Source organism: Cupriavidus necator N-1, from assembly GCF_000219215.1.
Taxonomy (GTDB): Bacteria; Pseudomonadota; Gammaproteobacteria; order Burkholderiales; family Burkholderiaceae; genus Cupriavidus; species Cupriavidus necator.
The window spans coordinates 3,289,559-3,311,399 of the sequence record NC_015726.1 but is presented as its reverse complement, the minus strand read 5'-3'; the positions used below and the strand labels follow the sequence as shown (position 1 = coordinate 3,311,399).

Annotated in this window: 15 protein-coding genes; 10 read left to right on the top strand and 5 right to left on the bottom strand. The window is 63.7% G+C overall.

All coding sequences use genetic code 11. The annotated features are described in order from the left end of the window. Nucleotides 1-29 precede the first annotated feature (29 nt). Nucleotides 30-1,424, bottom strand: a complete 1,395-nt coding sequence (ffh, locus tag CNE_RS15500; protein WP_013958043.1) for a signal recognition particle protein — start codon at nt 1,422-1,424, stop codon at nt 30-32. A 132-nt stretch (nt 1,425-1,556) separates the two neighbouring features. Here ffh and CNE_RS15495 point away from each other — a divergent pair, with 132 nt between their 5' ends. From CNE_RS15495 to CNE_RS15465, 7 genes are all read left to right on the top strand, one after another. Continuing rightward, nucleotides 1,557-2,495 (top strand): cytochrome C assembly family protein, encoded by a 939-nt coding sequence (locus CNE_RS15495; protein WP_013958042.1) that lies wholly within the window; start codon nt 1,557-1,559, stop codon nt 2,493-2,495. A gap of 6 nt (nt 2,496-2,501) precedes the next feature. Beyond that, nucleotides 2,502-2,807, top strand: coding sequence for a PP0621 family protein (locus tag CNE_RS15490; RefSeq protein WP_013958041.1), 306 nt, complete (start codon nt 2,502-2,504; stop codon nt 2,805-2,807). After that, nucleotides 2,804-4,909, top strand: a complete 2,106-nt coding sequence (locus CNE_RS15485) for a sensor histidine kinase (RefSeq protein WP_013958040.1) — start codon at nt 2,804-2,806, stop codon at nt 4,907-4,909. The genes CNE_RS15490 and CNE_RS15485 overlap by 4 nt, the downstream gene beginning before the upstream one ends. Before the next feature lie 25 nt (nt 4,910-4,934). After that, nucleotides 4,935-6,557, top strand: coding sequence for a sigma-54-dependent transcriptional regulator (locus CNE_RS15480; protein ID WP_013958039.1), 1,623 nt, complete (start codon nt 4,935-4,937; stop codon nt 6,555-6,557). Beyond that, complete coding sequence (gene ampD, locus CNE_RS15475; protein WP_013958038.1) at nt 6,554-7,171, top strand: 1,6-anhydro-N-acetylmuramyl-L-alanine amidase AmpD; 618 nt, start codon at nt 6,554-6,556, stop codon at nt 7,169-7,171. Before CNE_RS15480 ends, ampD begins: the two co-directional genes overlap by 4 nt. Before the next feature lie 493 nt (nt 7,172-7,664). Continuing rightward, nucleotides 7,665-10,598, top strand: coding sequence for a ribonucleoside-diphosphate reductase subunit alpha (locus tag CNE_RS15470; RefSeq protein WP_013958037.1), 2,934 nt, complete (start codon nt 7,665-7,667; stop codon nt 10,596-10,598). A gap of 138 nt (nt 10,599-10,736) precedes the next feature. After that, the gene (locus CNE_RS15465; protein ID WP_013958036.1) at nt 10,737-11,921 is read left to right on the top strand and encodes a ribonucleotide-diphosphate reductase subunit beta; all 1,185 of its coding nucleotides are present in this window, start codon (nt 10,737-10,739) and stop codon (nt 11,919-11,921) included. A gap of 1,117 nt (nt 11,922-13,038) precedes the next feature. On the opposite strand, the gene CNE_RS15455 is transcribed toward CNE_RS15465, so the two are convergent. Further along, entirely contained in the window at nt 13,039-13,881 is an 843-nt protein-coding gene (locus CNE_RS15455; RefSeq protein WP_013958035.1) for a PGN_0703 family putative restriction endonuclease, read from the bottom strand. A 266-nt stretch (nt 13,882-14,147) separates the two neighbouring features. Between CNE_RS15455 and CNE_RS15450 the strand changes: the two genes are divergently transcribed. Further along, nucleotides 14,148-14,771 carry a hypothetical protein gene (locus CNE_RS15450; RefSeq protein WP_041228145.1) on the top strand — a complete coding sequence of 208 codons (624 nt, stop codon included), beginning with the start codon at nt 14,148-14,150 and terminating at the stop codon, nt 14,769-14,771. 34 nt (nt 14,772-14,805) lie between these two features. Here CNE_RS15450 and CNE_RS15445 read toward each other — a convergent pair whose 3' ends face one another. From CNE_RS15445 to CNE_RS15435, 3 genes are all read right to left on the bottom strand, one after another. Beyond that, nucleotides 14,806-16,329, bottom strand: a complete 1,524-nt coding sequence (locus tag CNE_RS15445; protein WP_013958033.1) for a M81 family metallopeptidase — start codon at nt 16,327-16,329, stop codon at nt 14,806-14,808. A 34-nt stretch (nt 16,330-16,363) separates the two neighbouring features. Then, complete coding sequence (locus CNE_RS15440; RefSeq protein ID WP_013958032.1) at nt 16,364-17,575, bottom strand: MFS transporter; 1,212 nt, start codon at nt 17,573-17,575, stop codon at nt 16,364-16,366. A 141-nt stretch (nt 17,576-17,716) separates the two neighbouring features. After that, nucleotides 17,717-19,057, bottom strand: a complete 1,341-nt coding sequence (locus CNE_RS15435; RefSeq protein ID WP_013958031.1) for a D-serine ammonia-lyase — start codon at nt 19,055-19,057, stop codon at nt 17,717-17,719. A gap of 98 nt (nt 19,058-19,155) precedes the next feature. Here CNE_RS15435 and CNE_RS15430 point away from each other — a divergent pair, with 98 nt between their 5' ends. Together CNE_RS15430 and dapA are read left to right on the top strand one after the other, a co-directional pair. Next, nucleotides 19,156-20,130, top strand: coding sequence for a LysR family transcriptional regulator (locus tag CNE_RS15430; protein ID WP_049800577.1), 975 nt, complete (start codon nt 19,156-19,158; stop codon nt 20,128-20,130). A gap of 318 nt (nt 20,131-20,448) precedes the next feature. Then, complete coding sequence (gene dapA / locus CNE_RS15425) at nt 20,449-21,345, top strand: 4-hydroxy-tetrahydrodipicolinate synthase (RefSeq protein ID WP_013958029.1); 897 nt, start codon at nt 20,449-20,451, stop codon at nt 21,343-21,345. Nucleotides 21,346-21,841: the final 496 nt, after the last annotated feature.

Genomic DNA, 21,841 nt, shown 5'->3' with positions numbered 1-21,841 from the left:
GGAGGCAAGTCGAGGTGCGCAGACGGATTCTAGCGGTTGAAGAGACCCTTCATGCCGCCCTTCATCGCGCCCATCTGGCGCATCATCTTCATCATGCCGCCGCCCTTGAGCTTCTTCATCATGGACTGCATCTGGTCGAACTGGTTGAGCAGGCGGTTCACTTCCTGCACCGGCACGCCGGCGCCCGCGGCAATGCGGCGCTTGCGGCTGGCCTTGATCAGCTCGGGCTTGGCGCGCTCGGTGGGCGTCATGCTGTTGATGATGCCTTCCATGCGGGCCACCTGCTTCTCGGCCTGGTCCATGTTGGCGCCCTGCGCCTGCTGGGCGAACTGCGCCGGCAGCTTGTCGACCAGGCTGCCCAGGCCGCCCATCTTCTTCATCTGGCCGATCTGGGCCTTGAAGTCTTCCAGGTCGAAGTCGCCGGTCTTCTTGATCTTCTTGGCCAGCTTCTCGGCCGCTTCCATGTCCACGCCGCGCTGGGCTTCCTCGACCAGCGCGAGGATGTCGCCCATGCCCAGGATGCGCTGGGCCATGCGGTCGGGGTAGAAGGGCTCCAGGCCGTCCAGCTTTTCGCCGACGCCGACGAACTTGATCGGGCGGCCAGTGATATGGCGCACCGACAGTGCGGCACCGCCGCGCGCATCGCCGTCCAGCTTGGTCAGCACCACGCCGGTCAGCGGCAGGGTGTCGTTGAAGGCCTTGGCGGTGTTGACGGCGTCCTGGCCCAGCATGGCGTCGACCACGAACAGGGTTTCGGCGGGCTTCAGCTCCGCGTGCAGCGCGGCGATTTCCTGCATCATCAGCTCGTCGATACCGAGCCGGCCGGCCGTGTCGACGATCAGCACGTCGTGGTAGTGCTTGCGCGCCCAGTCCACCGCCGCGCGGGCGATGTCCACCGGCTTCTGGTCCGGCTGTGACGGGAAGAAGTCAGCGCCGACTTGCTCGGAAACCGTCTTCAGCTGCGCGATAGCGGCGGGGCGGTAGACGTCGCACGAGACCGTCAGCACCTTCTTCTTTTTGTTTTCCTTGAGCCACTTGGCCAGCTTGCCCACGGTGGTGGTCTTGCCGGCGCCCTGCAGGCCGGCCATCAGGATGATGGCGGGCGGCTGCACGGCCAGGTTCAGCTCGGCTTCCTTGTTGTTGCCGCTGGCCGCGTCGGCGCCGCCGATCACGGCGGTCAGCTCGCGCTGGACCACGCCGACCAGGGCCTGGCCCGGGGTGAGGCTGCTGACAACCTCCTCGCCCATGGCCTTTTCCTTCACGCGGGCAACGAATTCGCGCACGACCGGCAGCGCCACGTCGGCTTCGAGCATGGCAAGGCGCACTTCGCGCAGCATCTCGGCAGTGTTGGCCTCGGTCAGGCGCGCCTCGCCGCGCATGGTCTTGACCACACGCGCCAGGCGTTGAGTGAGATTGTCCAGCATGGCAGGAATCGGGGGAGAAGTCGGAGCAGGGCTCGGGGCTGAAATTCGGAGGCAGTCTGGCACACGGGGCGGGCCTGGAACACCGGTTCAACCGGCCGCCACCGTCCGTGGGCACTAAGGTAAACTGCGTAAATGGTCATTGTACTGTATGCCCTGACGGCACTTCTCTATTGCGGCCTGGCCTATCACGGCTGGGCCACGCGCCATCCACACGTTGCCACCGCTGCCGGCCAGGCAGGGGGGGCGACCTCGGCCGTGCTGGTGGCCGGCGGTGGCCCCATCCCCCCGGCAGGCGGCGCGCATGGCGAAGGGCGCCCGGCCTGGTGGCACGTGCTGATGCTGGCGGCGCTGGCCAGCCACGGCTTGCTGCTGCATGAAACCATCTTCCCGGCCGAGCGCATGATGTTCGGCTTTGCCTTTGCGCTGTCGGCCATGCTGTGGCTGGGCGTGGGCATCTACTGGATAGAAAGCTTCTTCTTCTCGCTGGCGGGCCTGGGGCTGATCGTGATCCCGGTGGCGCTGGTAGCCAGCCTGATGCCCCTGGCCTTCCCCGGCTCGCAGATCCTGGGCTACGCGGCGCGGCCGCTGTTCAAGCTGCATTTCATCATCGCCAACGTGGCCTACGGGCTGTTCACGCTGGCGGCGTTCCACGCCTTCCTGATGCTGCTGGCCGAACGGCGCCTGCACGGCTTCCGGCACGCGCCCGCGCGGCCGCCGGAGCAGCAACCCAGCGAATGGCTGGGCCGCTGGCTTGACCTGCTGCCGCCGCTGCTGACGCTGGAGAAGCTGCTGTTCCGGCTGATCGGCGCCGGCTTTGTGCTGCTGACGCTGACCATCGGCTCGGGCCTGCTGTTCTCTGAAGAGCTGTTCGGCCGCGCCTTCCGGCTGGACCACAAAACGGTGTTCGCGCTGATCTCGTGGGCCATGTTCGGCGGCATCCTGGCCGGGCGCATCTTCCGCGGCTGGCGCGGCAAGGTGGCGCTGCGCTGGGTCATCGCCTCGTTCGGCATCCTGCTGCTGGCCTATGTCGGCAGCCGTTTCGTGATTGAAGTCGTCCTGCATCGTCTCTGATCTTCCATGGCACGTATCCTGATCCTGCTGGCCGTGGTGCTGGGCGTCATCTGGTGGCTGCGCGCCCGCGCCGAGGCCCGGCTGGCTGAACACCGCGCACGCCAGGCCCGCCAGGCCGGCGAGCGCACTGGCGCAGCCGGCCCGGCCGACGACGCCACCGCCGAACCCATGGTCCAGTGCGCCCAGTGCGGCGTGCACCTGCCGCAGGGCGAGGCCATTGCCTGGCGCGGCCTGCACTACTGCCGCCGCAGCCATCTGCCTGACGAGAGTCGGGCTGAAGGCGGTGACGGCAGCAGCGGCCCCCGCCCATGACAGAGCCGGCGTCGTCGGGCTGGCAGCGGCTGAACGCCTGGCGCGGCCTGGCCCAGCTGTGGCGCCAGCCCGAACCGCCTGACTTCCACTGGCGCCTGCTGCGCTATTTCTGCTGGACCCGCGTGGCCGTGGGCCTGCTGCTGGTCGGCTTTGCGCTGATGCGGCGCGGCGAGCCGGCATCCGTCACCGCCGTCACGAATGCGATCCCGCCCGTGCCGTTCGACCTTGGGGCCCTGGGCGGCATCGAGCACGCGGCGGCCATGACCATCGCCGTGCCCTATCTTGGCATTGCCTTGGCGATGCTGGCCGGCACGCTGTGGCGCCGGCACTTCCATCTGCGCGTGCGGGTACAGGTGCTGGCCGACCTGGCCCTGCTGGCGCTGGTCTTCAGCGTGCTGGGGCGGGGCGGGCAGGCCGAGGGCCTGGCCATGATCTTCCTGCTGCCGGCGCTGGAAGCCGGCGCGCTGACCAGCCTGCTGTTCGCGCTGTTTGCCGCTTCGATCTCCGCGCTGGTGGTGATGAGCGGGCCCTTCATGCACACCATCCTGCTGCGCCAGGCCGATGCCGGGCTGCTGGGCTCGGGCCTGTTCGGGCTGGTGTTCATGATCGCGGCGCTGCTGATGTATATGCTGGCCAACCGCCAGATCGCGCAGGAGCGGCTGGCGCTGGCGCGCGAGCAGGAGCTGCGCCTGCAGCAGCTGGTCAACCGGCTGATGGTCAACGATATGCAGGACGGCGTGATGCTGGTGCGCGCCAACGGCGCGGTGGTGGCGGCCAACCCCGCGGCGGTGGTGCTGCTGGGCGTGCAGCCGCATGAGCGTATCTACTCACGCCGGCTGGGTGGTGCGGCAGGGCAGGGCGGCGAAGCCGTGCTGTTCGACCTGCGCCGCATCCCGCGCCTGCAGCCGCTGATGGAGATGCTGCGCGACTGGCTGCACAGCAAGGACGACGTGCCGCGCATCCTGCAGCTGCTGCCGATGGCGTCCGGCACCGCGCTGGCAGACGGCACCATGCAGCACACCCGGCTGCGGCTGCGCTTTGTGCTGCCGGGGCTGGCAGGTTTGCGTTCGACCATGGCGCATGGCCGCACCGTGCCGGCCACGCTGGATACGGCCGCCTGGAGCGAACTGTCGCCCGAAGCCGCCGGCCGCCTGCGCCTGGCCATCGCCCAGAACGAGGCCATGGCATGGTCGCAGGAGGATGAGGCCCTGTTGCGCAACGAGATGCGCGACACCGTGCTGGTCCACATCGAAAGCTGGGAACGCATCGCCGAGCAGGTGCAGCAGGAAAAGCTGGCCGCCATGGGCCGGCTGGTGGCCAGCATCGCGCACCAAATCCGCAACCCGCTGGCGGCGATCAGCCAGGCCAGCGAGCTGCTGGGCGATTCCGGCCGGCGCGACCCCGCCGCCCAGGACCATGGCGGCGCCGATGTCGATATCGACGCCCGCCTGCTGCGCATCATCAACGACAACGTGCGCCGGCTGGACCAGGTGGTGTCAGACGTGCTGCAGATGTCGCGCCGCCCGCGCACCGGCCGCAGCACCGTGCACCTGGCGCAGGCGCTGCCCGAGATCGTCGAGCGCTGGCGCGCCGAAATGCGCTCGCGCCGCCCGCGCGCCGGCGAGACCCGCCCGGCGGGCCGGGCCGACATCAACGCCAATGCCATCCGGCTGACCGTGGACGTGGCCCAGCCGGTGGTGTTCGACGCCTCGCAGCTGCAACAGGTACTGGGCAACCTGCTGGACAACGCCTGGCGCTACTGCAGCCGGCTGCCGGGCTCGATCCGGCTGTTGGCGCATGCGCTGGACCAGCACCATGCCGAGCTGATCGTCTGGAACGACGGCGCCGAAGTCGCGCGCGAGCACCAGCGCAGCCTGTTCGAACCGTTCTTCACCAGCAACGCCCAGGGCACCGGGCTGGGCCTGTTCATGGCGCGCGAGCTGTGCGGCGCCAATGACGCCCAGGTGCGCTACGGCGCCATCGCCTTGCCGGCGCTGCTCGAGCGCACCGGCATGCTGGCCCCCGCCGCGCGCGATACACTGCCGGCCAAGGCTTTCGTGCTGACGCTGCGCATCGAGAGTGCCGATGCGGCCGCCGCCTGACCTGTCCCAACCCAGCCACCACCCCATGCCACCCCGAATGCCCCGAGCGCCCGACCCCATCCTGGTCATCGACGACGAGGCCGACCTGCGCGAGCTGCTGGACATCTCGATCCGCCGCATGGGCCATGACGTGGTGCTGGCCGGCTCCCTGGCCGAGGCGCGCGAGAAGCTGGCACAGGGCCGCTACAGCCTGGTGCTGACCGACATGCGGTTGGGCGACGGCCTGGGTATAGAGATCGTGCGCCAGCTGTCGGCCGCGCCGGAGCGCATCCCGGTGGCGGTCATCACCGCCTACGGCAGCGCCGACAACGCCGTGGAAGCACTCAAGGCCGGCGCCTTCGACTACATCGCCAAGCCGGTCTCGCTGGAGCAGCTGCGCAGCCTGGTGCTGAACGCGCTGGGCCGCCAGCAACGCGACAGCACCGATGCCGAAGCCGCCGCGGCCGAGCAGGCCGCCGACCGCGCCGCGGCCCTGCTGCCCGGCCATTCCGCCGCCATGCAGGAGGTTCGCCGCTCGCTGTCGCGGCTGGCGCGCAGCATGGCGCCGGTGGTGATCAGCGGCGAATCCGGCAGCGGCAAGGAGCGCGCCGCGCGCGCCATTCACGCCACCAGCGGGCGGGCCGCGCATCCCTTTATCGCCGTCAACTGCGGCGCCATCCCCGAGAACCTGATGGAGTCCGAGTTCTTCGGCCATGTCAAAGGCGCCTTCACCGGTGCCGACGGGGAGCGCGGCGGCTTCTTCCAGGCCGCCAACGGCGGCACGCTGCTGCTGGACGAGGTGGCCGACCTGCCGCTGCCGATGCAGGTCAAGCTGCTGCGCGCGCTGCAGGAGCGCCGCGTGCGCAAGATCGGCGCCAGCCGCGAAGACGCCGTCGACGTGCGCGTGATGTGCGCCAGCCACAAGGACCTGGCCGCGATGGTGGCGGCCGGGCAGTTCCGGCAGGACTTGTACTACCGCCTGAACGTGCTGGCGCTGCGCATGCCCACGCTGCGCGAGCGCGGTGAAGACATCCCGGTGCTGGCGCGCGCCATCCTGGACCACCTGGCGGTGCGCTACGGCGACCCGCGCCCCAAGCGGCTGTCGCCGGCGGCGCTGCAACGGCTGGTGGCCTATCCCTTCCCGGGCAACGTGCGCGAGCTGGAGAACCTGCTGGAGCGCGCCTACGCCTTTGCCGAGAGCGAAGAGATCGAGCTGGCCGATCTGGGCCCGCTGGACGCCGGTGCCGAACGGGCCGGGCTGATGCATGCCCCCGCGCCGGCGATGGCGCCTAACTATTATGCACCCTGGGGTGCCGCAGGCATGTGGGCGCCGGTGCCGCCGGCCGCCGCGCCCGCGCCGGCCCTGGCAGAACCGCCGCCCGTGGCACCGACCCCAGCCAGCGCGCCCGAACCCGAGCCCGCCGGCGACCCCGCCGAACGTGCCTGCCGCGGCATCGTCTTCCCGATCGACCTGCCGGCCAGGCTGGAAGCCGTGGAGCGCGAGCTGATTCTGCAGGCGCTGGCGCAGACCAACTTCAATCGCACCGCGGCCGCGCCGCTGCTGGGCCTGAACCTGCGCCAGCTGCGCTACCGCATCCAGCAACTGGGCATCCGCGAAGCCATGGACGCCGCCGACCGCAGCGCCGTGGAAGGCGAGGGCACGCCATGAGCAAGCCTGAGCACCGCTACCTGCCCGATGCCGACGGCTGGGTCCCCGCCGCGCGCCGCGTGCCGTCGCCCAATTTCGATGAGCGCCCGGCCGGCATGCCGGTGGACCTGGTGGTGCTGCACAACATCAGCCTGCCGCCCGGCCAGTTCGGCAGCGGCGACATCGAGGCCTTCTTCCAGAACCGGCTCGATCCCAATAAACACCCGTTCTTTGCCACCATCCACCAGGTGCAGGTGTCCGCGCACTTCCTGGTCACCCGCGAGGGTGAACTGGTGCAGTTCGTCCCGTGCACGCAGCGGGCCTGGCACGCCGGGCAGTCAGACTTCTTCGGCCGCGCCCGCTGCAACGATTTTTCCATCGGCATCGAGATCGAGGGCTGCGACGACCTGCCGTTCACCCTGGCCCAGTACGACACCGTGGCCGCGCTGGTGCCCGCGCTGCTGGTCGCCTACCCGGTGCGCGCGATTGCCGGCCACAGCGACATCGCCCCGGGGCGCAAGACCGATCCCGGCCCGCATTTCGACTGGGCGCGCTTCGCCAGGCAGGCGGGCGTGGCGCCGGGCATGTTGCCCTACCAGTGCCCTGGCGCGGCTGGCCAGGTGACGAATTCTTAACGTCATTCCCCATCCCCGTACGCCCCGTTCCGGCGCACATGCCCTACCTCGGGGTGGGGCTATCGCAACCTCGCAACAATCAAAAAAATTTTTGTGAAATGTGCAGTTGCGAACGGTCTGGCGAAAACCCTTGCGAGTATTAGGCTTGCGGGCATGTGGCGCTGCCGCATCGGCGCAACCGCCTCCGAAATAGCGCTTGTCAAGACTGGTCATTCGGATTCGTTTCACTATACTTAGCCCAGTTTCACGCGTCACACACTATATCTAGTAGTCAAACCGGGGAGCCGGCCCAAGGGCGAGTCAGGGATCACGAAGTTCGTGCATCGTCTCGAAACCGCCCGCTAAGGCCAGCGAATCACAAGAGTCCCTGGCGAAATGTTCACGTAAAGGCAGTCTGTCCGCCCTGACTTCACGCCGGGAGGGACGTTCTTTTCGCCGCATTTCGCCAGGGACTCTTTTGTCTCTTATTTCCAGGGTAAAAACAGGAGTTCTCATGCAAACGGCCCAGAACGAAATCACCACGGGTGGCGCCGCCGCCGGTATTGCACCGACCGCGCAGCAGACCCCCGCCAACGCCGCCAATACGAACTACCCGGATCACAAGATCATTCGACGCAACGGCGCCGTGGTGGCTTTCGAGCCGTCCAAGATCGCCGTTGCCATGACCAAGGCCTTCCTCGCCGTGAACGGCGGGCAGGGCGCTGCGTCCGCGCGTGTGCGCGAGATCGTCGAGCAACTGACTGACAACGTCGTGCGCGCACTGGTGCGCAGCCGCCCCAACGGCGGCGCCATCCATATCGAAGACGTGCAGGACCACGTGGAACTGGCGCTGATGCGCTCGGGCGAGCATGAAGTGGCCCGCGCCTATGTGCTGTACCGCGAGAAGCGCAAGGACGAGCGCGCCCAGGCCAACGCCCAGGCCGTGGCCCGCGTGCAGGAAGGCGGCATCTCGGTCAACGTGACCGATGGCGGCGTCACGCACGTGCTGGACATCGCCGCGCTGCACGCCCTGATCGACAATGCCTGCAGCGGCCTTGGCAATGCAGTGAGCGCCGAGCCGATCCTGAAGGAAACCCTGAAGAACCTGTACGACGGCGTACCGATGACGCAGGTGTACGACTCCGCCATCCTGGCCGCGCGTACCCTGATCGAAAAGGACCCGGACTACAGCCAGGTCACCGCCCGTATCCTGCTGCACACCATCCGCAAGGAAATCCTGGGCACCGAAGTGACCCAGGCCGAGATGTCCAGCCGCTACGCCGAGTACTTCCCCAAGTTCATCGCCCGCGGCATTCAAGCCGAACTGCTGGACGAGCAACTGGCCACCTACGACCTGGCCCGCCTGGGCGCGGCGCTGGACGCCGGCCGCGACTTCCAGTTCAACTACCTGGGCCTGCAGACCCTGTACGACCGCTACTTCCTGCATATCGATGAAACCCGCATCGAAATGCCGCAAGCCTTCTTCATGCGCGTGGCCATGGGCCTGGCGCTGAACGAGAAGGACCGTGAAGCGCGCGCCATCGAGTTCTACCAGCTGCTGTCGTCGTTCGACTTCATGTCGTCCACGCCGACCCTGTTCAACTCCGGCACCCGCCGCTCGCAGCTGTCGTCGTGCTACCTGACCACCGTCTCGGACGACCTGGAAGGCATCTATGAAGCGCTGAAGGAAAACGCGCTGCTGTCCAAGTTCGCCGGCGGCCTGGGCAATGACTGGACCAACGTGCGCGCACTGGGCTCGCACATCAAGGGCACCAACGGCAAGTCGCAAGGCGTGGTGCCGTTCCTGAAGGTGGTCAACGACACCGCCGTGGCGGTGAACCAGGGCGGCAAGCGCAAGGGCGCCGTCTGCGCCTACCTGGAAACGTGGCACCTGGACATCGAAGAATTCCTGGAACTGCGCAAGAACACCGGCGACGACCGCCGCCGCACCCACGACATGAACACGGCCAACTGGATTCCGGACCTGTTCATGAAGCGCGTGATGGAAGCCGGCGAATGGACCCTTTTCTCGCCCGCCACCTGCCCGGACCTGCACGACAAGGTCGGCAAGGAATTCGAAAAGGCCTACCTGGGCTATGAAGCCAAGGCCGCCAGCGGCGAACTGAAGCTGTTCAAGAAGCTGCCGGCGCTGCAACTGTGGCGCAAGATGCTGGGTATGCTGTTCGAGACCGGCCACCCGTGGATCACCTTCAAGGATCCGTGCAACATCCGCAGCCCGCAGCAGCACGTGGGCGTGGTGCACAGCTCCAACCTGTGCACGGAAATCACGCTCAATACCAATGAGAGCGAGATCGCCGTGTGCAACCTGGGCTCGGTCAACCTGGTCGCCCACATGACCAAGCAGGCCGACGGCACCTACGCGCTGGATCACGCCAAGCTGCAGAAGACCGTGCGCACCGCCATGCGCATGCTCGACAACGTGATCGACATCAACTACTACGCCGTGGACAAGGCGCGCAATTCGAACCTGCGCCACCGTCCGGTCGGCATGGGCATCATGGGCTTCCAGGACTGCCTGCACGTGCTGCGCACGCCGTACTCCAGCGACGCCGCCGTCAAGTTTGCCGATACCTCGATGGAAGCGGTGTGCTACTACGCCTACAAGGCTTCGACCGAGCTGGCCGAAGAGCGCGGCCGCTACAGCACCTATGAAGGCTCGCTGTGGGACCGTGGCATCCTGCCGCAAGACTCGCTCAAGCTGCTGGCCGAAGAGCGCGGCGGCTACCTGGACGTGGACCTGTCCAGCACGATGGACTGGGACGCGCTGCGCGCCCGCATCAAGCAGCACGGCATGCGCAACTCGAACTGCATCGCGATCGCCCCGACCGCGACCATTTCGAACATCATCGGCGTGTCGGCCTGCATCGAGCCGACCTTCCAGAACCTGTACGTCAAGTCCAACCTGTCGGGCGAGTTCACCGTGGTCAACGACTATCTGGTGCGCGACCTGAAGGAGCGCGGCCTGTGGGACGAGGTGATGGTTGCCGACCTGAAGTACTTCGACGGCTCGCTGTCGCGCATCGACCGCATCCCGCAAGACCTGCGCGACATCTACGCCACCGCGTTCGAAGTGGAGCCGACCTGGCTGGTGGAAGCCGCCAGCCGCCGCCAGAAGTGGATCGACCAGGCCCAGTCCCTGAACATCTACATGGCCGGCGCCTCGGGCAAGAAGCTGGACGACACCTACAAGCTGGCCTGGCTGCGCGGCCTGAAGACCACCTACTACCTGCGCACCATGGCTGCGACGCACGTGGAGAAGTCCACCGTGTCGCGCGGCTCGCTGAACGCAGTGTCGTCGGGCAGCGACAGCAGCTCCGCCCTGGACGCAGCCGCAGCATCGGCCCCGGCCATGCCGGAAGCCGAAGGCGCGGTCTGCACGATGCGCCCGGGTGACCCTGGCTTTGAAGAGTGCGAAGCCTGCCAATAACGTAAGAGAGTAAAAGCCACCCCCGCCCCTCTCCCGCTTGCGGGAGAGGGGCGGGGGTGAGGGCCGGCGCCACCACGAAGTGAAGCGTCAAATCCGACCAAACCGCCGCCCCCAAATCGAATCACGGAGAACCACATCATGCTGAGCTGGGACGACGACGTTCAAGCCACCCCGCAGGCCGCACCGCAGCCTGCCCTGCAACCCGCTGTTGCCGCCACGGCCGACCAGCAAGGCGTACTGCCGCCGGCCGCCACGCAGCCCGGTATCCTGGGCGACAATCCCAACGCCGCCGCCGCGCAAAGCAACCGCCGCGTCAATGCCGCCGACAAGCGCGTGATCAACGGCTCGACCGACGTCAACCAGCTGGTGCCGTTCAAGTACAAGTGGGCGTGGGAAAAATACCTGGCCGGCTGCGCCAACCACTGGATGCCGCAGGAAATCAACATGTCCCGCGACATCGCCCTGTGGAAAGACCCCAACGGCCTGACCGAAGACGAGCGCCGCATCATCAAGCGCAACCTCGGCTTCTTCGTCACCGCCGACTCGCTGGCCGCCAACAACATCGTCCTGGGCACCTACCGCCAGATCACCGCGCCGGAATGCCGCCAGTACCTGCTGCGCCAGGCCTTTGAAGAGGCCATCCACACCCACGCCTACCAGTACATCGTGGAGTCCCTCGGCCTGAACGAAGCCGAGATCTTCAACGCGTACCACGAAGTGCAGTCGATCCGCGACAAGGACGAGTTCCTGATCCCGTTCATCGACACCCTGACCGACCCGTCGTTCAAGACCGGCACGCCGGAAAACGACCAGAAGCTGCTGAAGAGCCTGATCGTGTTCGCCTGCATCATGGAAGGGCTGTTCTTCTATGTGGGCTTTACGCAGATCCTGGCGATGGGCCGGCAGAACAAGATGACTGGTGCTGCCGAGCAGTATCAGTACATCCTGCGCGATGAGTCGCTGCACTGCAATTTTGGTATCGACCTGATCAACCAGATCAAGCTGGAGAACCCGCATTTGTGGACGGCGGAGTTCAAGGCTGAGATTACTGAGCTGTTCAAGAAGGCGGTGGACCTGGAGTATCGCTACGCTGAGGACACGATGCCGCGTGGGGTGTTGGGGTTGAATGCGCCGATGTTTAAGGGTTACCTCCGCTTCATTTGCAATCGTCGTTGCCAGCAGATTGGGTTGGATCAGTTGTTCGCGAATGAGGAGAATCCGTTCCCGTGGATGTCGGAGATGATCGATCTGAAGAAGGAGAGGAACTTCTTTGAGACTCGGGTTATTGAGTATCAGACGGGTGGGGCGTTGTCTTGGGATTGAGATGTTGTTGTTCTAAGTTTTAATATGAATTGGGAGTCAATTGGCTCCCAATTTTTTTTTTGCCTTCGCCAAACTTAATGCCGCTTTCGGCGGATTACAAGCGGACGGACGGAGTGAAAGAATACTGTTTTACTGTGCGGTTTGATGGCAAGCTTAGTTAACTAGAAATACGAAAACCGCCTTTTTTGAAGCGCGCTGGAATGGCTTCGGGAGCATCGGGAGATGGTGCTGGCGGCTGGGTCAATGACGGGCGCTCCGAAGGAGGGGCCGGTAGATGGATTGATGGTTGTTCGGGCGGGCGAAAAAACCGAGGTTGGGGTGGCGGACGTCATGCGCTTTTTGCTTGTGACTGGACTGCAGGAAAAGGAAGGAACGGAATGCTTAGACTTGCGCCGACCGCTCGCTCAGGAGTAACGACCGGGAACATCAAGGCGGATTTGTCGAATTCGCAGTTGGCCGCAGTTGGGGCTATCGGCAACTATTGTTAATTCGTGCTGAGCTTCGAGCTGTACTTGCTATCTTTGACCTTGTTCGTAAAACTGCAGTAGCCGAAAAGTCAGGAATGGTCGTAAAAGGCCAGGTTGATCCCTTGCCAGAAGTACTGATCTGACTTTCTAGGTTGGAACAAACCTATCAAGATCGACATCAGCTGGGCATTACTCCGCCTTTTCCAAACTGATCCAAATCGATTTGTCTCTTAGGCGCGTTGAGGTATCCCTGTTCGGACGATTAGTTAGTCGACTGGGAGCTTTATTTAGCGCCTTGCAATTACCAATTTTATAAACAATACCTCTCTTTTTGGCGATGCATCATCAGAAAGAGTTCAAAAAGCATACAGGGCTTCAATCAAAGTATGGCTCAAACGCATACATGTTGCGGGTTCTTGGCCTTTATCTTGACGAGTCGGATTTGGATGCTTTGGCAGCTCGCTCACTAACCGATGGTGGTAACGATAAGTGCCTCGATTTTATCGAAATCGATAAAACTGGCCAGAAGATTGTCGTTGCGCAAGGATATTTCTCCGAGAAGAGTGCGGACAAGGCACCGGCAAAGAAGGCCTTCGATCTACATGGGATGAGCGCCCGAACCCAGGGGCGACGCCAATCTTTCCTGTCGCCTAGCCCATGGGCTGGCGAAAGTATCTCCCCCCCAGATAGGCCAGATAGGGCTGATGCTCTGGTCGACTAGCCGAACAAAGCTCTCCAAAGATCGCTTGGTAACTGATGGCTTTGAACTTCAGTTCATCGCCAACCAGTTCATGGAACCTCCGGATCTCGTCCCGATGACGTTCCCCGTGTGGTCCTGGCCAATCGAAGTACACATACCGGAGTACCCAACGGCTTTCGTACTGACGGGCCAGCGCAAGGGCATGCTTGAGTAGCTGCGGCGCGCCAATGTGCCGGAAGGCCTCCCGGCCCGCTTGCAGGGCTTCCGCTAGTGCCTGTGCCCTCGGCAACCCGACCTCTTCCCAGCGGCTGCGCCCCTGCGCAAGGTATGGCGGCCTGAACGCCTTGCCCGCCTGCGTTGCCTTGCCGCGCAGCCACTCCGTGAACTTGCTCTCCAAGCCGGCCATGATGCCGTTCGCAAGTGGCAGGCACACATCCAGATTGGCGTGACTGTCGAGTCCCGTGGACAGTTTGGATTCGAATAGCGCTGCGGTGGGGCAGGAGGGCAGCGCCAGCGCATTCATCAATGGCGTGGCATCGGCGCAATCGGTCCAGAAATCGAAGATGTTCGCGGCCAGCGCAGAGGACGAATGCAGGGCTCGCATCTTTGCTGGCTTGTCCCCACGCTCCACCAGTTCGCCACCGTCGCCATTTGCAAACGCCGCAAATGTTGCTGGCGAGAGTGGCCGCATCAGATTCAGGTCCAGATTGGGGACATAACCGCGTGTGTCAAAGGCGATGCCCCGGTTCGCTGCCCACTCCTGCTGTTCCGTGTAAATGGCTGCTACAGACATGAATGGCCTCCGTCGAGCGCGTTCCCCCGACCGGTGGTCTTGCGAGGGGTCGTGGTTACGGTGACGATTGTTTGTCAGCCGGGGCAGGGGAGGGAATCCGCCATATGGCGGAACGGGGATTGAGCCAGGCCTGATGACCTAGCTGACACCCGCTCAATCCACGCCGTGGTCGTAAGGTCATCAAGGCTCAGCAGGCGTTCGCCAACGCACAGACATATGCATGAGCCCAGGAAAGGATTGTGCAGCCGAACCACCTGCGAGCTCCCATGTTCGACCTGATTGATGCGCTGCTTTTCGATGACGCTTTTGTCCAGTTGTGGGAGCCTCAGTATGACGCGATCGCGCACGATGAAGCGGAATACCAGTCCGTCGTCCAAGCAGTACGCAAGGACGTCGATTCCATTGATGCCATAAGGGAAGCGACCCTCAGGCGGATACTTGAATGGAAATCCGCCCGCACCAAGGGCCATGTGCACTGGTGGAACTACGGTCTCTACATCGAGACTGTGAGGGACTGTCTCTCAATGCACGGGGATGATCGACTGGACGCCATCTGCAAATTGCCGGGTGTTCGAGAGCGCGTTGGATCGACAATACTGCATTTCATCTATCCGGACACCTACCCGATTTTCGACATTCGAACCCTGGAAGCGCTTCGCTATCTTGGCGCCGACCTCGGGAAATCCTTCAGTGTGAACAACTACTATCGATTTCGCGAGTACCTCATCTCGACCCAAGTGGAGCTGAACAGGTGGACTCTCCGCGAATTGGACCGCGCAATCTTCGCCTTTCATAAGCGCAGCCCGGAGATATTCGGCGCTACACTGGGCAATGGCCGCCGTGCCCAATCGACGACGCATCCTCACTACTGTCCGAGATCGGGAGCCTAGCGCCCCACGTCGCCCCAGCCGTTGGCTCCCGCCGTCATGCGACATCGGCACCGCCGTCGAACTGCACCTCATCCCACAAGGGCCAAAACTCTCCGACGAGCCTTTCACGCGGAAACGACGCAATCGCCGCCGTACTCAAGCCTTCACTGTCGACAGAAATGATTTGCTTAGCCACCGTCCGATAGCCCGCACGGAAGTGGTTGGCTCCTTTGATCGCAATGAGCTTGTACCCCGTAACGTCCAGCCCGTGCAGCGCAAACGGCTCGACATCATAGATCTGCTCGGCGCGCGAAGCCACGATGACATCGACACCATGGATGATCAGGCGACACATCGCGCCCAGGTCGAAGCGAACGCCTTCGAACATCGCGCCGGGGCGATTGACAAAACGACCGTCCGTGATGCATTTCACATAGGCATCGGCCTCGATCGGCGTGCCCTGGAAGCGGCCTTGCTTGCCACCCAGCGAGACCCTGATCGTGGCGCCGACCCCCGCGCGCTGTGCTTGTGCAACCACAGCAGCGTCGTTGATCGACGCGAAACAGCACGTGCCGGCGGGCGGATTGGCGTCCAGTAACGCGCGAAGCAGATGCGTGCCGTCTCCGGGTGTGCCGCCGCCCGGGTTGTCTGCGTACTCGTTGACAACGACAGGCCCCTCTGCTGCCGACAGGGCAAGGGCGACGCCCTGTGCGGGGGGCGGAAACGTCGGACGGAACGCCTCGCGATGCGACCAGATCCATTGCGCGACTTCGTCGGCGCAACGCTGCGCGAGCGCGGCGTCTCCGGTTGTGGTGCACACGACCGCCGGGCAGGGGGCCGCGATGTCCGCGTAGGGGAAACCGTGGAACCACGAGCAGTCGATCACGCCGGGCTGTGCGGCCAGCTTCCGGCAAACGTCGTTGACTTCCGCCGGGATGAACCCTTCCTGTGTCGTCGCGATGTACGGCAGCATCGGCAGGCGTCGCGTTGCGGTGACCGGTGTGAGTCCTCCCCGAATCATCTCAAGCAGCAGTTCGACGGCTTCGACGCCCCGGTCATGGAAGTCGGTATGCGGATACAGCTTGCACGGCAACGTCAGGTCGCAAGCGTCGCGCATCGCGTCCGTCATGTTGCCGTGCAAATCGTAGACCGCGGCGATCGGGACACCTGGCCCGACCAGCGCACGAACGGCAAGCGCCAGATCGCCTTCGACGTCTTCAGTGCCGTCGGCGACACCGGCGCCATGCAGGGCCAGTAGCACGCCGTCAACCGGCAGCGTAGCGCGAATGCCATCGAGGATCTCATGCTTCATGGCCGCATACGCGCCGGCTTCGATCGTGCCCGACGGCGTCGCCTGCCCGACATAGGTGGGAATGAGCGTGGCGCCGCTCCTGCGCGCGCCCTCGATAAAGCCGCCGACCTGATGATTCGATTTGTCGAACGCCGCCAGGATCTCGTTGCCCCGATGCTGCTCGAACGCGCGCAGTGGCGTCATGCCCGCGAATTCGGCGGCGTACGTGTTGGTCTCGTGGATGAGTCCGGCAACGGCGATGCGGACGGGCAATTGGTCTGAAGTCAAGGGAATGCCTCCGGAAGGTATGGTCTGCGCGCGATCAGCGATTGACCTTCTTTGGATCAAAGCTTAGGGCGATCAGGGCGCTGGCGACAAGCGCGCCGGCGATGATAAAGATGGCCGGCGCGGTGCTGTGGTACGTGTCGCGGATCCAGCCGATCAGGTACGGGCTGACGAAGCCGCCAAGGTTTGCCAGGCTGTTGATCGCGCCGATGCACGCTGCAGCCGTCGCCCCGCCAAGGAATGCCGTCGGCAACGTCCACATGATCGGCGAGAAGCTGATGATCCCCGCCGCCGCGATCGACAGCGAGATCACGGCGAGTACGAGATTCTGCCCCGCGAAAACGCTCGCCACGAGCCCGAAAGCGCCCACCAGCATGATGCTGGCAAGGTGCCAGCGACGCTCTCCATGCCTATCCGAACTTCGTCCCACCAGCACCATGGCCACCACGGCCACGCAATACGGAATCGCGCTGAGCAGGCCGATCTGTACGCCACTGACCGCCCCAGCGTCCTTGATCAGCGTGGGGAGGTAGAAGCCGAGTGTGTACAACGCCATCATCGCGGGAAACGTCATCAGGATGATCTTGCAGATCCGCATGTCCCGCAGAATGCCGGTCAGCGGTATGTGTTCCCGGCCATGATCATCCTGTGCGATATCGTTCTCGATCAACTGGCGTTGCGCCGGTGTCAGCCATTTGGCGTCCTTGACGCGATCCGTCAGGATCCACAGCACGCCGATTGCCAGCGGGAGCGTCGGCAGGGCTTCGAGCACAAACACCCATTGCCAGCCGGCGTGACCGCCGACCAGGTGAAAGCGCTCCAGGATCCAGCCCGACAAAGGGCTGCCGAGCAAGCCGGCGATTGGAATGCCCGCCTGAAATATGGCCGTGACCTTGGCGCGGCGGCGATTCGGAAACCAGTACGTCAGATAGAGAATGACGCCGGGGTAGAAGCCGGCTTCGGCGACGCCGAGCAGGAAGCGTACCGTGTAGAACTGCAACGGTGTCGTGACAAATGCCATGACTCCTGAGAGCAGGCCCCAGGAGATCATGATGCGGGCAATCCAGCGTCGCGCGCCGACACGATGCATGATTAGGTTGCTCGGTACCTCGAACAGCATGTAGCCGATAAAGAACAGCCCTGCGCCGAGCCCATAGGCCGCCTCGCTGAATTGTAGGTCGGCCAGCATGTTGAGCTTGGCGATGCCGATATTCACGCGATCGAGATACGCGACGACGTAGCACAGCATCAGGAACGGGATGAAGCGCAGGGCGACCTTGCGATAGGTGGCGTCTTCAAATGCGTAAGTATCAGGCCGCCCCTGAACATCGGGCGATGCTGCTCCATGAAAGTGTCTCCTTGTATTGTGGGGGGCGCGACGACGAGAGGGTCAGGCTGCCTGTTGCATCGCGCCAGAAGCATGGCCGGCCAGTGTTGCGGCGTAATCCTGGAACCGGCGAAGCTCCTCGGGCGGGACGAGCGAGCCGCCGGTGGCCCAGATCACATGCGTGGCGTCGTGCATGTGCAATCCGTGATCGCGCACATACGCCTGGCCCTCGGGCGAGCGACGCAGCCAGCCCGGGCCTCCGATGCCGGCGGCCGCTGACGGCTCGACTTCCACGCCCATCGACGTCTTGAGCGCGAGCAACTGAACGTAGAGTTGATCGTCGGGGACGGTGAACACGCCGGCGAGTTGGGAAGCCATCAACGGGCTGACCAGATGGGATGCCTGGCCGACGGCGAGGCCATCGGCGTCGGTCCGGTTATCCAGGCCGATGTCGTAGACGGATACGGGAGCTTGCGCACCTGAGGCCAACTGCACCAGTACGCATGGCGAGGCCACGGGCTCGGCGAAGAAACAGTGCACATGCTCGCCGAACAGTGCCTTGAGCCCGTAAGTGATACCACCGGGTGCGCCGCCGACACCGCAGGGCAGATAGATGAAGAGCGGATGCGCGGCATCCACGACGCGGCCGGCTTCGGCCAGCTGGCGCGCCAGGTGGCGTGCCGCGGCAGCGTATCCGAAGAAGAGCAGGGCGGAGCGCTCGTCATCAACAAAATGGCAGCGCGGCGCTGCCAGCGCCTGGTCCCGGCCAGCTGCCACTGCTTCAGCGTAGTCGCCTTCATGTTCCACGACGCGTACGCCGCGTTTGCGCAGGCGGTCCTTCTTCCACGCCTTGGCGTCCGCGGACATATGTACAACCGCATCGAACCCGAGAGCAGCCGCCATCACGCCGATGCTCAAGCCGAGGTTGCCCGTGCTGCCGACCGTTACCGAGTATTGCGAGAACAGCGCGCGCGCTGCCGCCGTCGCCAGCAGGCGGCGATCACCCGCAGGCTTCAGGACACCGTGCTCGATCGCGATAGATTCGGCAATCGCCAGCACTTCATGAAAGCCGCCGCGAGCCTTGATGGAACCTGCAATCGGCAGTTCGTCGTCCCGCTTGATGAACCATGCCCCCTCGGCGCCATCGTTGCCGACGATCGCGTGTTGGAGTGCGGTGGCCGGCATCAATTGCGATTCCACTTGCCTATGGCTTGACCCCAGTTCGGGAAACAGCGTCGCCATGAGCGGTGCACAGCGCGCAAGGCGCGCCTCGGCCGATGCGATCAGTTCCGTCGATGGGGCGGAAGCCGGCAGGGGTTGCCCCAGCCTCGGATTCAGCCAAAGCAGCGGCTGTCTCGATTGAAGTATTGCTAATAGATCACGAGTGAGCGGCAGGGTGGCCATCACGTCCTTCTCCAAGGAATTCCTTATGAACCGTGATCGTAGGCGCTGTAATCGTGCAAAAATAGCGATCGTTTCTAACGCATGCATTAGTAAGGCTAATACGAATGCAGCTCGATTCCTCTGTTCTCGGCGCGTTGCGGTGTTTCGAAGCCGCGGGGCGCTTGCTGAGCTTTACCAAGGCCGCCGAATCGCTGAGCCTCACCCAAAGCGCGGTGAGCCAGCAGATTCGCCATCTGGAAGACCGTCTCGGCTACATGCTCTTCGTGCGCCAGCCGCGCAACTTGAAACTGACGCCAAAGGGTGAGGCTATGTTCGAGACGACCACGCGCGCACTGCACGAGATTCAGCAGACGATCCAGCGACTCGGCCTGCCAAATGCGCCTTTGCAGGTCAATTGCCTGCCGTCGTATGCGCTGCAATGGCTGATGCCGCGCCTGACTGAGTTCCACCGCGAGCAGCCGGACGTATCCGTGCGCCTGAAAGCCGAGTTCCAGGCCCTGGACAGGCAATCGATGGAGGCGGAAGACATTGACGTGGCAGTGCGTTACGACCCCGTCCGCTACAGCCAGTTGCAAGCTGACGTTTTGCTGGACGAGTACCTGATTCCGGTGGCCACACCCGAGTACCTCACCCAGCATCCTGGGCTATCTGACGGGGCTTCGCTCGACGGCGTCGTGTTGCTGCATGACGCATCGCCATGGGTCGGCGCAGCCGAGTTTGTGGAATGGCGGACATGGCTTGAGGCCTTTCACCCGACATGGATTGGGCATCTGGAGGGGCCGCAGTTCAATCTGTCGAGCCTTGCCATCAGCGCGGCGTTGAACCACCAGGGGGTGGCGATGGGGCGTACGGCCCTGGTCTATGACGAGATCAGGAGCGGACGGCTGGTGAATGTCTTCGGCAAGCACGTACGCGCGCCGGCGCGCTACATGCTGCTTTCTCGTAATCCTGAGGATAGGCGCGTGATCATTTTCTCGACGTGGCTCAAGGCAGAGTGTGCGCGCTTCGATACCGCGCGAATGGAGTTGCTTTCGCTGGATGGAGTACCGCGAAGAGCCAGGTTGGGGCGTTGATTCGATAGCCCCTTGGAAGAGAGCCCTCCCAGGCCAGGCTTGACGAGCTTGCCGAGAAGCGGATAGATTGACGCAACCATGAGCCGCCGCCCCGCCTCCCTCTCTCTTGATCTCACTGCGAACCAGCCGCAGTGGGGCGCGCGCGCCAAATCCAAAAAACAGTCGCTCATCTGACCGGAGCGTGCTGTTCCGTCAGTTGAGCGACGGAACAGCATCAGTGTAGAAGACGGTCTGCCAATCCCTCCCTTGCCGTCTTGAGCGCATCTTGCTCCGTCGCTTGCCTGCGCGGTTTCCGAATCGGTCGATCCGGAGCATGCAATGCAAGAAGTGGATTATCTCTATCGTGGTATCTGGCTACCCCTGGTCACCCCTTTTCGCAACCATGAGGTGGATCACGTCGCGCTGCGGCGGCTAGTGGCCCATTACCGCGGTAGCGGCTTGGCGGGGTTGGTGGTGTGCGGGAGCACCGGCGAAGCCGCCGCGCTCGATGAGGCGGAACAGTTGGCCGTCCTGGATACCGTGCTGGCCGAGGCCGGGGAACTGCCGGTCATGATGGGCTTGGCTGGCAACAATCTTCGGGATGTGTTGAGCCGTCTGGACAGGATTGGCGAGCGTCCGCTGGCGGGGGTCTTAGCGCCTGCACCGTACTACATAAGACCGTCGCAGGAAGGATTGAAGGGATACTTTCGCGACCTGGCCGATAGATCTACGGCACCGCTGGTGCTGTATGACATCCCCTACCGAACCGGTGTGACGCTGAGCGCCGAAACGCTGCTCTCGTTGGCGAACCACGGCAATATTCGAGGTATCAAGGACTGCGGCGGTAACGCTGAAACTACACAGGCGTTGATCGCCGATGGCCGCCTAGCTGTCCTTTCGGGAGAGGACCACCAACTGCTTGCCACGCTGTGCATGGGCGGTCAGGGCGCAATCGTTGCGTCAGCGCACATTCGGCCTGATCTCTTCTCGGCGTTGTGGCGCGCTGTGGCTGAGCAGCGTCTGAGCGTCGCGCGCCACCTTTTCCATGCCTTAATTCCCCTGATTCGACTCATGTTTGCAGAACCTAACCCAGGTCCGGTCAAGACATTACTGGCCAGGCATGGCTGGCTGTCTGATGAACTGCGTTTGCCAATGACGTCGGCTTCAACCGCGCTCGCCGAGCAATTGGCAATTGCATGTGACGCGTTGGATTCAGTACGTGCGAATGCGTTGTAATTGCGCAGGCTAGAGGTAGGCGTACGGTCACTGCCGTATGCCTGCCATGTTCAAGGCAGAAGTTCGGCAGAGGCGTGTCTCGGTGAGAGCTGCGCGTATGAAAGGCACCACAGCACCAGATGCGGGGGAAAGTTGCCCGCAGATACACTATGCGCACCGGTTCAGCTAGCCAGGCGGTACCGCTCGGGTGCATGCAGGAAATCCAACCTTTTCTCCACAGGAAAACAGAGGTATTCCAACAACTCACGGGCATGAAGCGTGGATATCACCGTCCCGCATCGCGAGAGCCGCGTAACTCCGCTCAAGCAGCGGAAATTTCGACCTCATTTTAGGACGTGGCCTACAGCCGGCACTATGCACGTAGCTTATAGATCTTCAGTTCAATGACGAACGAGGAGAACTATGGTTGACGTTCGCTGCGCGCTACGAAATGGAGAGGTGACCAGTACCGGAGGCATGCGTGAGCTCCTGGCTGCGTTCCTATACCCCTTTCAGC

Bases quoted from the DNA above. Each gene is read 5' to 3' on its own strand.
- ampD (WP_013958038.1), top strand. From the start codon at position 6,554: ATGAGCAAGCCTGAGCACCGCTACCTGCCCGATGCCGACGGCTGGGTC.
- CNE_RS15495 (WP_013958042.1), top strand. From the start codon at position 1,557: ATGGTCATTGTACTGTATGCCCTGACGGCACTTCTCTATTGCGGCCTG.
- CNE_RS15465 (WP_013958036.1), top strand. From the start codon at position 10,737: ATGCTGAGCTGGGACGACGACGTTCAAGCCACCCCGCAGGCCGCACCG.
- CNE_RS15435 (WP_013958031.1), bottom strand. From the start codon at position 19,057: ATGGCCACCCTGCCGCTCACTCGTGATCTATTAGCAATACTTCAATCG.
- dapA (WP_013958029.1), top strand. From the start codon at position 20,449: ATGCAAGAAGTGGATTATCTCTATCGTGGTATCTGGCTACCCCTGGTC.
- CNE_RS15490 (WP_013958041.1), top strand. From the start codon at position 2,502: ATGGCACGTATCCTGATCCTGCTGGCCGTGGTGCTGGGCGTCATCTGG.
- ffh (WP_013958043.1), bottom strand. From the start codon at position 1,424: ATGCTGGACAATCTCACTCAACGCCTGGCGCGTGTGGTCAAGACCATG.
- CNE_RS15470 (WP_013958037.1), top strand. From the start codon at position 7,665: ATGCAAACGGCCCAGAACGAAATCACCACGGGTGGCGCCGCCGCCGGT.
- CNE_RS15440 (WP_013958032.1), bottom strand. From the start codon at position 17,575: ATGCTGTGCTACGTCGTCGCGTATCTCGATCGCGTGAATATCGGCATC.
- CNE_RS15455 (WP_013958035.1), bottom strand. From the start codon at position 13,881: ATGTCTGTAGCAGCCATTTACACGGAACAGCAGGAGTGGGCAGCGAAC.
- CNE_RS15480 (WP_013958039.1), top strand. From the start codon at position 4,935: ATGCCACCCCGAATGCCCCGAGCGCCCGACCCCATCCTGGTCATCGAC.
- CNE_RS15450 (WP_041228145.1), top strand. From the start codon at position 14,148: ATGTTCGACCTGATTGATGCGCTGCTTTTCGATGACGCTTTTGTCCAG.
- CNE_RS15485 (WP_013958040.1), top strand. From the start codon at position 2,804: ATGACAGAGCCGGCGTCGTCGGGCTGGCAGCGGCTGAACGCCTGGCGC.